Here is a 13,490-nt window from a genome sequence, read left to right on the forward strand (position 1 = left end):
GGCACACCGCCAGCGGCTCGGCGACCGCGGCTTCCGCCAGCGAGAGCTTGTCCGCGATCGGCACGGCCTGCGTGGCGTCGACCGTGATGAACTCGCGGAAACCACCTTGCACGTGGGGAAAGCGCATCGCGCTACCGAGGAAGCGCATGTCGAGGCACTGGTTGCGCATGCCCTCCTGGCAGTGCAGGCACGCCCCGCACGGCTTGCTCGGATTGACCGCAACGCGCGTGCCTGTCGTCACGTTGGTGACGCCGTCACCGACGGCGGCGACAACGCCGGCGATCTCGTGCCCCAGCGCCATCGGCTGCTGGATGCGCACGACGCCGAAACCGCCGTGATGATAGTAGTGCAGGTCGGAGCCGCAGATGCCGCCGTTGGCGATCTTGACGCGGACCTCGCCCGGGCCGGGTGCCGGATCGGGATAGAGGTCGATCCGCAGGTCTTTCGGGGCGTGGATGACGACGGCGCGCATGGCTGCTGTTCCCTTGTTCGCGATCACATCGCGGCGATCATGCCGCCATCGACATAGATGATCTGGCCGTTGACGTAAGTGGAAGCGTCCGAGGCGAGGAAGATCGCGGCGCCCACCAGCTCGTCCGGCCTGCCCCAGCGCTTGGACGGGATACGGCCCATCAGCCAATTGTTGAAATCGGTGTTGTTGACCAGCGCCTCGTTCATGTCGGTCAGCATGTAGCCGGGGCCGATCGCATTGGCCTGGATGCCGTGCTGGGCCCATTCCACCGCCATCGAGCGGGTCAGGTTCTTGATGCCGCCCTTGGCCGCCGTGTAGGGCGCGATGGTGGGGCGGGCGAGCTCGCTGCCGAGCGAGCCGATATTGATGATCTTGCCGTGCTTGCGCGGGATCATGCGCTTGGCCGCCTCGCGGCCGATCACGAAGGCGCTGGTGAGGTTGGTCTCGATCACCTTGCGCCACTCGTCGGTGGTGAACTCCACCAGCGGCTTGCGATGCTGGATGCCGGCATTGTTGACGACGATGTCGACGGCAATGCCCTTTTTGTCGAAATCATTGAAGGCGGCGACGATGGCGGGCTCGTCGGTGACGTTGAAGGCGGCGCCCTCGGCCTGGTGGCCGGCGGCCCGAAACTCTGCGACAGCCTGCTCGACTCGCTTGGGGTCGACGCCGTTGACGATGATCTTCGCGCCGGCCTTGGCCATGCCCTCGGCGATGGCGCGGCCGAGACCGCGGGAGGAGCCGGTCACGAGCGCGGTGCGGCCGGAGAGATCGAAGAGGGACGTGCTCATCGCAAGAATCCTTAAGAGTTGGAGCGGCGTACGCTCAGATCGGTGCGGTCGAAGACAGCGGGCAGGAGGTCGACGCCAAGGCCGGGTCCTTCCATCGGATAGACAAAACCGTCCTTGATCACGGGCATCGTGGTGACGAGCTCGTTGTACCAGCCTTTGTAGAACGCGCGCACCGATTCCTGGATCAGCGTGTTGGGCTGGCTGAACGACATGTGGATGGCCGCGATGAACCCGATCGGGCCGATGCAATCGTGCGGCGCGAAGGGCCGGTGATAGGTCTCAGCCATCGCCGCGATCTTGCGCCCTTCCGTGAGGCCGCCAGTCCAGCACAGGTCGGCCATCACCACGTGCATGGCGTCGCGGTCGAGCATGTCCTTGTAGGGGAAGCGCGAGCCCAGCGTCTCGCTGGCGCAGACCCAGACGTCGGTCGAGCGCGCATATTCGGCGAGCGCCTGCGGCGAGTTCATCCGGATCGGGTCCTCGTACCAGGTCGGTTTGTAGGGCTCGAGCGCGCGCGCGATCTGCTTGGCGGTGGGCAGATTCCACAGCGAATGGAGCTCGACCATGATCTCCATCTTGTCGCCGACCGCTTTGCGGATCTTCTCGAACGGCTCGATCGCCTGCTTCATCTGGGCTGCGGTGATGTAGAGGCCCTTGTTCTCCTGGGCCGCCGGATCGAACGGCCAGATCTTCATCGCGGAGATGCCGCTTTCCAGAAGGCTCTCGGCCAGCGCGTCGGCGCGGTGCATGAAGCCGTCGAGATCCTCGTAGGGTCCTTTGGAGGCGCCGAGATTCCAGTTCGCGACCGGGCTGATATTGGTCGAGCGGACATATTGCGTGCCGGCGCAAGTGTTGTAGATGCGCTGCTTGTCGCGGCAGAGGCCGCCGAGCATCTGGTGCACCGGCTGGCCGCAGACCTTGCCGAACAGGTCCCACAGCGCGATGTCGATCGCGGAGGCCGCGCGATATTCCACGCCGGTGGATGACTGCGCCATCGGCAGGTTCAGCATGTCGCGGTGGATGGCCTCGATGTGCAGGGGATTGCGGCCGAGCAGGCGGCCGGCAAAGGTGTCGTGGATCTGCGCTTCGACCGCGCCCGCGCCATAGAAGGTCTCACCGAGCCCGATCACACCAGTGTCGGTATGGACGCGCACCCAGATGACGTTGGAGAACTCCTCGGTGCGAAGGGTTTCGATCGACGTGATCTTCACGGCAGCAATCCTCCCGTCGGGTCCATAGCGCCCGCTTTGTTTGTCATTTCTGCGCCGCCATTGCCGGCGGGACCTGAGGCCGTTTTACGCCCGCTTGTAATATATCACAACATGTTTTAAGGATATCACAAACAAGGCGTCGCCCGGCGAGGCGAGAACGCGGGGCTGACGGGAGGACGACATGGCACGGCGCAAGCGCACGCTCGAGGTGGTGAGAAGCGACGACGACGGCGAGGGCAGGCCCTCCCGGCGCAACCGCCTCAACTTCTTCGAGCTGGCCTATCAGAAGATCGAGGAGCTCCTGGTCCATTGCGAGCTCAAGCCCGGTCAGTTCATGACCATGCTGGAATTGCAGGAGATGACCGGCTTCGGCCGTACGCCGGTGCACCACGCCGTCAATCGTCTCTCCGCCGATACGCTCATCATCATCCGTCCGCGCCACGGTCTGCACATCGCGCCGATCGATCTGGCGCGCGAGCGCATGCTGCTGGCCTTGCGCCGCGACATGGAGCGCTTCGTGATCCGCCTCGCGGCCGATCGCGCCAGCCTCTCGCATCGCAATCAGGCACTGCACATCGAGCGCCTCCTGCGCGAGCGCCGCGCCAGCCTGACGCTCGACGAATTCAACAGCATCGATCGCCGCATCGACGCGCTGGTGCTGGAGGCGGCCGGCGAGCCGTTCCTGGTGCACACGCTGCGGCCGCTGCACACGCTGTACCGGCGCATCGGCTACATCCACCACCGCTTCATGCCGGGGCAGGCCGATCTGTCTGGCACGATCGATCGCCATCTCGCCATTCTCAACGCAGTTGCCAACCGCCGCGTCGATGACGGCGTGAAGGCGAGCGATGCACTGATCGACTACATGGGCGAGATGTTCACGGGCATGGAGGTGGGAATCGACCCGCGCCTGCTCGATTGCAGCATCGAGCCGCTGCTCGGCGCGTAAAGCGCGATGGGATCAGGATGAACCGTCATCGTGCTTTAGCTTGTTTGAGCATGATCTTTTCGGAAAACCGCTGCGCACTTTTCCGGCTTTGAAAGTTTTGAAGAGAGGACCAGACATGTCAACGATGGCGATGCCACAACCGACCGCGAGCGAATCCGCGGTCCGCTACCTCATCACGAATTACAGCCCCAAGGGCAACAAGGTCGGCTGGCTGATGATGGCCTCGATCCTGGTCGAAGCCTGGGACCTCTATTCGATCGCCTTCGTGCTGATCTTCATCAAGGAGCAGTATAATCCCGATCCGCTGATGCTCGGCCTTGCCGCCGCGGGTACGCAAGGCGGCGCGATGATCGGCGCATTGCTCGGTGGCTGGCTGTCGGACAAGATCGGCCGCCGCGTCATGTTCCTGGTGACGATGGTGATGTTCATCGTGCTGGCGCTGGCGCAGGCCTTCGTGCCCGATGTCACCTGGCTCATCGTGATCCGCTTCCTGCTCGGCATTCCGCTCGGCTCGGACATCTCGACCGGCTACACCTATATCATGGAATCCATGGCCAAGGGCGAGCGCGAGGTCATGGGCAACCGCTGGCAGTTCATGTTCGCCGTCGGCGAAGTCCTCACCATCGGCGTCATCGTGATCTTCCTGCTGATCGACATGCAGCACGAGATGCTCTGGCGCGTGACGCTCGGTCTAGGCGCGCTGCCGGCGTTGATCATTCTGATCATGCGCCACGACGTGCCTGAGACGGCGGTTTGGCTGGTGCAGAAGGGGCGCTACCGCGAGGCCAAGCAGGTCGCGCGCGAGATGTTCAACGACGATCTCGCGATGCTGCCGGACCATGACGTGGAAGTGCCGAAGGTCTCGACCCGCGCCTTCCTCGCCGACCTCAGGAAGGATCCGATCCGCTGGCGCGCCACGGTGTACGGCTGGATCGCCTGCTTCGCGCAAGCCAGCGAATTCTCGACCTTCGCGTTCTATCTGCCGGTCCTGTTCGTGATGGTCGGCGTGTCGAGCGTGCTCGGCATCAATCTGGTGACGATGGCGCTGTTCTCCTTCGCGGCCCTGTCGGGCTGGGTCGGCCCGCTCCTGACGCCGAAGATCGGCCACCGCGGCATCTCGATCGCGGGCTTCTCGATCGTGCTGGCCGCGCTGCTGGTCGCGGCCTTCGCGCTCTACACCGACAACAAGATCCTGCTGCCGTTCGCGGCCGCCGCGATGCTGTGGGGCCATTATTGGGACGCGTCGAACTGCATGACGATCCCGACCATGGTCGCCAAGCCGAAATATCGCGGCACCGCCAGCGGCTTCGCCTACATGTTCGTGAAGCTGCCGTCGTTCCTGGCGATCTTCCTGTTCCCGACGGTCTTCGCCGCGATCGGGCAGGCGAATGCCACGCTGATGGTCGCGATTTTCCCGCTGATCGGATTGCTCGCCGCGATCTTCATCCTGCCGGAAGTCTACGGCTACGAGAACGACTGACGAAGCGCGGGTCCGGTCGCGGCGTCATCGCCGCGATCGGATCCCGACGGGGCTACGGGCTCAGGAAGACGGGATCAATCCCGACGCCATGGCCGAGCAGGCCAATCGCCTGGAGTTGGGCGCTGTGCAGATCGATCTCCACGATCGCGAACAGGGTCAGCAGCGCCACCGCCGTGACCAGGAGCAATGGGTGGGATGTTTCCGCCCGGCTCTGGCGCGGCGCGGTGAAGCTCTGAAACGAACGGCGCAGGGAAAAGCTCTGCGGCAATGCCTTTGACTGAATCTGCATGATGGATCTCCTTGCCGCGCCCCATGAGGCCGCGCGACAAGTTGAAGTATAGCTCCGGCTCCGGCGGCGACATTGATGCGCCGCAAAGAGCGTGCGTTTATCGGATCGCTGCCGCCAGCGCCGCGATCAGGGCCGGCGGGGTCACCAGCAGGCCGAGCTTGAGGAACGGCCAGGCACCGACCTCGATCTTCTCCCGCCGGAGTGCGACCAGCCAGAGGATGGTGGCAAGCGATCCGGTCACCGACAGATTGGGGCCAAGGTCGACGCCAATCAGGATGGCGCTGACGACCGGGGCGGGCAGATGATCGCTGGCGGCGACCGAGCCGGCGACGAGGCCGACGGGAAGGTTGTTGGCGATATTCGTGGCGATGGCGGTGGCGATGCCGACGCTCCAGGCCGCCTGCGGGACCGATTGCGTCACCGCCTGATGCAGCAGCGCGCTGAGCTGCGCGATCACGCCGGTCTTGATCAGTGCTTCCACCATGACAAAGAGCCCGCCGACCAGCGGCAGCACGCTCCAGGACACGCCGCGCAGCACCGGCAATGGCGATTGCCGGCTGAGCAGCAGCACGATCGCGGCCGTCACGCCGCCGCAGATGAAGGTCGGCAGGCCCAGTTGCTTGTCCAGCGCCGACGCCGTGACCAGCACGACGCCGATCGCGACGATGCCGATGGCCGTCAGCTTGCCGCCGCGGCCGAGCTTGGGATGCGGCACGCTACGCGCAATCGTCTCCTCCTTCAGCGCGCGGTGCTGGGTCAGGCGCAGCACGATGTAGGTCAGCAGGATGGAGGCGGCCGAGGGCAGGGCGAACAGGCGCAGCCATTCGGTGAGTTCGGGCATGCGGGCGCCGAACACGACGAGATTGGCGGGGTTGGAGATCGGCAGCACGAAGCTTGCGGTATTGGCGATGAAGGCGCAGACGAACAGATAAGGCAGCGGTTTTGCGCCGGCCGCGCGCGTCGCGGCATAGACGGCCGGCGTCAGCACGATCGCGGTGGCATCATTGGAGAGCAGCACGGTGACGAACGTGCCGACGAGATAGATCAGCAGGAACAGCCGTTGCGGCGAGCCGTCAGCATATTCCACCGCGAGCGCGGCGAGATAGTCGAAAAGGCCCTCGAGCCGCGCCAGCTCGGCGATCAGCATCATGCCGATCAGGAAGAGGTAGACGTCGAGGCCTTTTTCGATGCCGGTGAGCGCGTCCCGCCATGGCAGCAAGCCTGATAGCACCAGGGCGCCCGCACCGATCACCGCCCAGACCGCCTCCGGCAGGCGAAACGGACGGATGATGACGCAAGCGGTCGCGACGACGACGATGCTCCAGGCCCAGATGGCGTCAGACGGCACGGTTCAGTTCTCGAAACGGGTTGGGTTCATTCGGCAGCGATAGCCGATGCCGACGCCGCTGTCTTCCCCTGTGGGCGAGAGGCGCCATGTCGTGTCTCGGGCAGCGCGCGAATGCAAATGACGGCACCGATCGCAGCGACGGCGCCGAGGCTGATGAACGCGGCGCTGTAACCCGCACCGATCACCACGAAGCCCCCTAGAGTCGTCGACAGCGCGGCACCGATGCTCTGGGCGGTGATGACGGCGCCTTGCGCGACGTTGAAGCGGCCAGTGTTGCGCATGAGGTCGGCGACGATCACCGGGAAGATTGCGCCGAATATGCCCGCGCCGACACCGTCCAGCAACTGCACGCCGACCAGCCAGAACGGATTGTCCGAGAGCGTGTAGAGGGCGGCGCGAACAGGCAGGATCAGCAGCGCGGCGAGAAAGAAGCGCTTGTGGCCCCAGCGGTCGGCCTTCGCACCGACCAGCATCGCGAACGGCACCATGACGATCTGGGCGGCGACGATGCAGGCCGACATCAGGCTGGTGCCCATGTTCTTGTCCTGAAGCGCCAGCTTTTGCCCGACCAGCGGCAGCATTGCCGCGTTGGACAGATGGAAGAGCAGCACGCAGATTGCAAAGACGAGCAGGGGGCGGCAGGTCAGAAGCACGGTGATGCCCGACGGCGTGTCCCGCCGCGCATCGGCGTCTGCATCATGCAGCCCGCGGGCCAGGTCGTGATCGATGGCGCGGGCAGGGATCGCGAGGATACTGAGGAGGCTCGCGATCGCCATCGCGCCGAGGAGAAAGAAGACGACAGTCGGGCCAAACCAATAGGCGGAGACACCCGCCAGCGCGGCCGCGACCGCATTGCCGGCGTGGTTGAAGGTCTCATTGCGGCCGATCCGCCGGGTGAAGGCGGCATGGCCGAAGATGCCGAGCGAGACGGCTGCGATCGCGGGCGGAAACATCACGGCAGCGGCCTGCGCGATTCCTTGCGAGATCGCGACGGGGAGGAAGCTCGGAAACAACGGCAGCGACAGCGATGCCAGCGTCACCATGATCGCAGCAATCACCATCACGAGCCGCTTCGCCCGGGTCGCATCGACCAGGGCGCCGGCCGGCGTCTGCGCCACGATTCCGGCGATGGTCGCGACCGACATCACGAGGCCGATGCGCGCCTCATCCCAGTGCTGCTCGGTGAGAAGATAGACCGCGAGATAGGGCCCGAGGCCGTCACGGACGTCGGCAAGGAAGAAATTGGCCGCGTCCAGCGCGCGGCCGGCTCGCCTCTGATCGGGATCTTGGCTCGACATCAGGTTCTCGATCGAGGCTGGAAAGCACCGCCGCAAGAACCGATTTCAAGGCACTTTGTTCCCCCTTGAGACTTCACATCAGCGGCAATTGCGCCGTCATTGCGAGGACCGGAGCGACGAAGCAATCCAGACTGCTTGTGCGGAAAGATTCTGGATTGCTTCCCTTCGCTCGCAATGACGGAGTTTGCGGCAGCTTCCTGCGCCCATAACACTCACCGCGGCAGCGACAGCTTCGCCGTGATCGCCTTGCGCAGGATGCGCGAGAGCGATTCCACCGAATACGGTTTCTGGATCAGCTCGAACCCGCGATGGGCGTTTTCGGCGAGCACGTTGCTGTAGCCGGAGGTGAGCACCACGGGCAGGCCCGGATAGCGCTCGCGGATGATGCCGGCGAGCTCGACGCCGTTCATGCCGGGCATGATGACGTCGGAGAAGACGAGGTCGACCGCGAATTCGTTCTCGCCGAGGATCGCCAGCGCCGCGCTGGCGTTGGCGACGCGGCGGACGACATAGCCGAGATCTTCCAGAAGCTCGGTCGTGAACTGGCCGACATCGTCATTGTCCTCGACCACGAGCACGCGATAGCCGCGCCCGGTGGTCGCAGCCTCGAGGGTCAGCGCCGCGGCTTCCTTCTCGGCGGCGGGGCTCTGCGCCTGCGGCAGATAGATGGTGAAGGTCGCGCCTTTGCCTTGCTTGCTCGTCACCGCGATGTCGCCCTCGGACTGCTTTGCGAATCCGAAGGCCTGGCTGAGACCGAGACCGGTGCCCTTGCCGACCTCCTTGGTGGTGAAGAACGGCTCGAAGATCGAATCGAGATGATCCGGCGCGATGCCGCTGCCGGTATCCGTGACCGAGATCGCGACATATTCGCCGCCGCGCGCCCATTGCGCGCGCAGGCTCGGAATGCCAGAGACCTTGCGCACGGCGATGGTAAGGCGGCCTTCGCCGTCCATGGCGTCGCGTGCGTTGATGGCGAGGTTGATCAGCGCGGCCTCGAACTGGGCGATGTCGGCCACGGTGAAACAATCGGCGTCGTCGATCTCGACGACGATCTCGATGCGGCCGCCGACCAGCGGCCGGATCAGTTGCGCGACGCCCTCGACCTGGCTGCCGACGTTGAAGATCTGGGGTTTCAGCGGCTGCCGGCGCGCGAACGCCAGAAGCTGTGCGGTCAGCTTGGAGGCGCGCTCGACCGTCTCGGAGATGGCGTCGACATAGCGGCGGCGGCGCTCTTCCGGCAGCTCGCGCCGGCGCAGGAAGTCGGTGGCCGAGCGGATGATGGTGAGGAGATTGTTGAAATCGTGCGCGACGCCCCCGGTGAGCTGGCCGATCGCCTCCATCTTCTGCGACTGCCGCAATGCTTCCTCGCCGCGGCGGCGCTCGGTGATGTCGACGGCCTCGGGCACGGCGCCGGTGATGTTGCCGTGGCGGTCGAGCACGGGGCGCATGCCGAAGTCGAAATCGCGCTCGCCGACGGGAAGGCGCAGCCGCATCTCAAGCCGCACAGCTTCGCCCCTGAGCACGGTGTGGAAGGCGTCCTGCACCTGCGCGCTCATGCCCTCCGTCGCGCTGAACCAGGGCGTCTCCCACAACGGCTTTCCGATCACATCTGCAGAGCTCGCCTTGATGCCGTCGAGTGCGGTTCTGTTGGCGTAGAGCAGCTCGCCCTTGAGATTGACCAAGCCTTGATACTGGTTGCTGGTTTCCAGGATCGCGCGCAGCCGCGCCTCGTTGAATTCGAGCTCGGCGGTGCGTTCGGCGATGCGTTCTTCCAGCGTCTCGTTGAGCCGCCTGAGCTCGATCTCGGCCTGCTTGGCGACGGTGATGTCGTGGGCAACGCCGATGAAGCCGATATGCTTGCCGGTCGGGTCCCAGCGTGGCTGCGATTCCGAGCGCAGCCAGCGCCATTCGCCGCTGGCGTTCTTGTAACGCGCTTCCAGCACGAAGGGTTTGAGTGACGCTTCGCCCTGGACGGATTGCTGGAGCACGTGCGGCAGGTCGTCCGGATGCAGCACCTTGCGCCAGTCGAAGTCGATGGCCTGATCATAGGGCAGGCCGACGAAGTCGACATAGGCCTGGTTGGCGAAGGACCGTTTGCGATCGAGCTTGGTCACCCAGATCGGCACCGGCGCGCTGTCGGCGATCAGCCGGAAGCGCTCCTCGCTCTCGCGCAGGGTCTCGCGCGCCAGCATCTGGCCGGTGATGTCGATATGGGCGCCGACGAGGCGGATGGCGCGGCCGTCCTTGTCGCGCTCGATCTGGGCGACGACTCGGATCCAGCGGGTCTCGCCGTCATTGGGACGGATGATGCGGTATTCGGCGGTGTAATCTTCGCTCGTGCCGGCGAGAGCCTCGAAGAAATGCTGGACCGTCGCTTCCCGATCCTCAGGATGGAGGCGATTGACCCAATCCTCATGTGACTCGTCGGCGGCCTCGAGCGGCAGGCCATGAATCATCAGATATTCGGGCGAGCGGCGGTTCTTGAAGCCTTCGCGAAAGTCGACCTCGACGCCGCCGACCTTGCCGATGCGCTGGACGCGTGCGAGCTCGGCCTCGCGCTCCTGGAGCGCGCGATAGGCGTTGTCGCGCTCACGCGCGACGTCTTCGAGGTGCTGGCGCAGCCTTTCGGCGGCGATGGTTTCGGGCAAGGGATCGTTCAAGGCATCGGCCGTTGTCATGCGGTTGCGCACGTGCCGGACCGATATTCACACAGACGGAGCGTGATGGCCATTGCTTAGAGGGGGCAGATTGTCGGAAAGGCCCGCGGCCAGCCTGAACGCGGAAAAGTCCGGTCGGCTAACGGTGGGGCTGGCTATTTGTTCCGAAGATTGGAACGATGTGTCTGCGGACGCGTCTTCGCGAGGCGCCACAACGCTCATTCATAAAACTCCGTTTTCGAAGAGGCTAAATCTTGAAGCTCTTTGTCTGCCAGTCCTGCGGCAACGTCCTCTATTTCGAGAACCGCGCCTGCGGACGTTGCGGTCACCGCGTCGCCTTCCTCCCGGAGAAGGAGACGATGTCGGCGCTCGAGCCGGACGGCGAGGCTCAGGCGGCGTCTTGGACGACGCTGGCCGACAAGGGCAGGGGACGGATGCTCTGCCGCAATGCCGAGTACGATGCCTGCAACTGGCTGACGGATCCGGGCGATACCAACGGATATTGTCGCGCCTGCCGTCACAACGGCATGGTGCCTGATCTCTCCGATCCGGCTCAGCTCGCCGGCTGGCGCGAGCTGGAGGTGGCGAAACACCGGCTGTTCTATTCCCTGATCCGCTGGAAGCTGCCGCTCCAGAACCGGCAGGACAATCCCGAGCACGGCCTGATCTTCAACTTCCTCGCCGACGATCCGAACAGCGGACAGAGGATCATGACCGGCCACGACAATGGCCTGATCACGATCGCGCTCACCGAAACCGACGGCATCGAGCGCGAGCGGCGCAGGCTGGAGATGGGCGAGCCCTATCGGACGCTGCTCGGGCATTTCCGCCACGAGGTCGGGCACTATTTCTGGGATGTGCTGGTCCGCGAGGGTGGCAAGCTCGACGCATGCCGCGCCGTCTTCGGCGACGATTCGGCCGATTACGGCCAGGCCTTGCAGCGCCATTATGCCGAAGGCGCGCCGCCGGACTGGCAGCAGAGCTATGTCTCGGCCTACGCCACGACGCACCCTTGGGAGGATTTCGCCGAGACCTGGGCGCACTACCTCCACATCGTCGATACCCTGGAGATGGCCTCCGAGTTCGGTATGGAGGTGCGGCCGCGGGTCGATCGTGACGGAGAGTTGTCGACGCGGCTCCGGTTCAACCCCTACGAGGCACCGGGCGTCCAGACGCTGGTCGACGCATGGCTGCCCTTCACCTTCGCCATGAACAGCGTCAACCGCGCCATGGGCATGCGCGACCTCTATCCGTTCATCCTGTCGCAGGCGGTGGTCGCCAAACTGGACTTCATTCACGCTCTGTTGCGGGACGTGGCCAAGGCCAGGAAGGCCCGGGACGCCGCAGGACGTCCCTAAGGGCTTGCCGAGCCCGTTTCGGTCTTGCGCTGGTACGCCAGAGCGGGCCGGATTTAGACCGTTGCCTCCGGCCCATTTTGATGTACGACGGGAGCCACACGGCCCGTCCCCCATAGGCCCCAACGGCCAGGGGAAGGGTCCCGCCCAAGGTCGAGACTCAAAAAAAGCATGTTCAAACGCATCCTGATCGCCAATCGCGGCGAAATCGCCTGCCGGGTCATCAAGACCGCTCGCCGCATGGGAATTCAGACGGTTGCGGTCTATTCCGAGGCAGATCGCGACGCCCTCCATGTCGAGATGGCCGACGAGGCCGTGTTGATAGGCCCGCCCGCGGCAGCCGAGAGCTATCTGGTGATCGAGAAGATCGTGGAGGCCTGCCGCAAGACGGGCGCTGAGGCCGTGCATCCCGGCTACGGCTTCCTATCCGAGCGCGAGGCATTTCCGCGCGCGCTGGAAGCGGCCGGCATCGTCTTCATCGGCCCGAACCCGGGCGCGATTGCAGCCATGGGCGACAAGATCGAGTCGAAGAAGGCGGCCGCCAAGGCCAAGGTCTCGACCGTGCCCGGCTATCTCGGCGTCATCGAGGATGACAGGCACGCGGTCAAGATCGCCGACGAGATCGGTTATCCCGTGATGATCAAGGCTTCCGCCGGCGGCGGCGGCAAGGGCATGCGCATCGCGCATTCGACGGCCGAGGTCGCGGAAGGTTTCAACCTCGCCAAGGCCGAGGCCAAGGCCTCGTTCGGCGACGACCGCGTCTTCGTCGAGAAGTTCATCGTCGATCCCCGCCACATCGAGATTCAGGTGCTGGGCGACAAGCACGGCAACGTGATCTATCTCGGCGAACGCGAATGCTCGATCCAGCGCCGCAACCAGAAGGTCATCGAGGAGGCGCCTTCGCCGTTACTCGACGAGGCCACCCGTCGCAAGATGGGCGAGCAGGCGGTCGCGCTGGCGAAAGCCGTGAATTACGACTCCGCCGGCACCGTCGAGTTCGTCGCAGGGCAAGACAAGAGCTTCTACTTCCTGGAGATGAACACGCGCCTCCAGGTAGAGCATCCCGTCACCGAGCTCGTCACCGGCATCGACCTCGTGGAGCAGATGATCCGCGTTGCCGCCGGCGAGAAGCTCGCGCTGGCGCAGAAGGACGTCACGCTGACGGGTTGGGCGGTGGAGTCGCGCCTCTATGCCGAGGATCCGTTCCGCAACTTTCTGCCGTCGATCGGGCGTCTGGTAAAATATCGTCCGCCGGCGGAAGCCAGCCAGGACGGTATCACCATCCGCAACGACACCGGCGTGCAGGAGGGCGGCGAGATCTCGATCCATTACGATCCGATGATCGCCAAGCTGGTCACGCATGCGCCCTCGCGCGCGGCTGCGATCGAGGCGCAGGCTACTGCGCTGGATTCGTTTTATGTCGACGGTATCAGGCACAACATCCCGTTCCTGTCGGCGCTGATGCATCATCCGCGCTGGCGTGAGGGCCGGCTCTCCACCGGATTCATCGCCGAGGAATTCCCCAAAGGCTTTGCGGTGCGCGTGCCCGAAGGCGAGGTCGCGCGGCGGATCGCCGCGGTTGGCGCCGCCATCGATCACGTGCTCGGGGAGCGCAAGCGGCAGATCTCGGGCCAGTTGGG

At 64.8% G+C, this 13,490-nt stretch carries 11 protein-coding genes; 4 read left to right on the forward strand and 7 right to left on the reverse strand.

Features of this window, described 5'->3' with window-relative positions; all coding sequences use genetic code 11:
- The 3 genes from MOV75_RS10410 to MOV75_RS10420 form a co-directional block, all read right to left on the reverse strand.
- Positions 1-472, reverse strand: a 472-nt coding sequence (locus MOV75_RS10410) for an alcohol dehydrogenase catalytic domain-containing protein (protein ID WP_247005609.1), incomplete at its 3' end; no start/stop codon positions are given.
- A 23-nt stretch (positions 473-495) separates the two neighbouring features.
- Positions 496-1,263, reverse strand: a complete 768-nt coding sequence (locus MOV75_RS10415) for an SDR family oxidoreductase (protein ID WP_246924772.1) — start codon at positions 1,261-1,263, stop codon at positions 496-498.
- An 11-nt stretch (positions 1,264-1,274) separates the two neighbouring features.
- On the reverse strand, positions 1,275-2,474 hold the full coding sequence (locus tag MOV75_RS10420; protein WP_246924769.1) for a mandelate racemase/muconate lactonizing enzyme family protein: 1,200 nt from the start codon (positions 2,472-2,474) through the stop codon (positions 1,275-1,277).
- A 181-nt stretch (positions 2,475-2,655) separates the two neighbouring features.
- On the opposite strand from MOV75_RS10420, the gene MOV75_RS10425 reads away from it, so the two are divergent.
- Together MOV75_RS10425 and MOV75_RS10430 are read left to right on the forward strand one after the other, a co-directional pair.
- Complete coding sequence (locus MOV75_RS10425) at positions 2,656-3,423, forward strand: GntR family transcriptional regulator (protein ID WP_246924765.1); 768 nt, start codon at positions 2,656-2,658, stop codon at positions 3,421-3,423.
- 115 nt (positions 3,424-3,538) lie between these two features.
- Positions 3,539-4,903, forward strand: a complete 1,365-nt coding sequence (locus MOV75_RS10430) for an MFS transporter (RefSeq protein ID WP_246924762.1) — start codon at positions 3,539-3,541, stop codon at positions 4,901-4,903.
- 52 nt (positions 4,904-4,955) lie between these two features.
- Here MOV75_RS10430 and MOV75_RS10435 read toward each other — a convergent pair whose 3' ends face one another.
- From MOV75_RS10435 to MOV75_RS10450, 4 genes are all read right to left on the reverse strand, one after another.
- Positions 4,956-5,192 (reverse strand): hypothetical protein, encoded by a 237-nt coding sequence (locus MOV75_RS10435; protein ID WP_246924759.1) that lies wholly within the window; start codon positions 5,190-5,192, stop codon positions 4,956-4,958.
- A 97-nt stretch (positions 5,193-5,289) separates the two neighbouring features.
- Positions 5,290-6,540, reverse strand: a complete 1,251-nt coding sequence (locus MOV75_RS10440) for an arsenic transporter (RefSeq protein WP_246924756.1) — start codon at positions 6,538-6,540, stop codon at positions 5,290-5,292.
- 26 nt (positions 6,541-6,566) lie between these two features.
- Positions 6,567-7,838, reverse strand: a complete 1,272-nt coding sequence (locus MOV75_RS10445) for an MFS transporter (protein WP_246924754.1) — start codon at positions 7,836-7,838, stop codon at positions 6,567-6,569.
- A 212-nt stretch (positions 7,839-8,050) separates the two neighbouring features.
- The gene (locus tag MOV75_RS10450; protein ID WP_246924752.1) at positions 8,051-10,528 is read right to left on the reverse strand and encodes a PAS domain-containing sensor histidine kinase; all 2,478 of its coding nucleotides are present in this window, start codon (positions 10,526-10,528) and stop codon (positions 8,051-8,053) included.
- Between the two features lie 221 nt (positions 10,529-10,749).
- Here MOV75_RS10450 and MOV75_RS10455 point away from each other — a divergent pair, with 221 nt between their 5' ends.
- Both MOV75_RS10455 and MOV75_RS10460 read left to right on the forward strand, forming a co-directional pair.
- Positions 10,750-11,853 (forward strand): putative zinc-binding metallopeptidase, encoded by a 1,104-nt coding sequence (locus MOV75_RS10455; RefSeq protein WP_246924750.1) that lies wholly within the window; start codon positions 10,750-10,752, stop codon positions 11,851-11,853.
- Between the two features lie 168 nt (positions 11,854-12,021).
- The coding region (locus MOV75_RS10460) for an acetyl/propionyl/methylcrotonyl-CoA carboxylase subunit alpha (RefSeq protein ID WP_247005614.1) at positions 12,022-13,490 on the forward strand (1,469 nt) is incomplete at its 3' end.

It is taken from the genome of Bradyrhizobium sp. PRIMUS42 (assembly GCF_023006515.1).
In the GTDB taxonomy this organism is placed as follows: Bacteria; Pseudomonadota; Alphaproteobacteria; order Rhizobiales; family Xanthobacteraceae; genus Bradyrhizobium.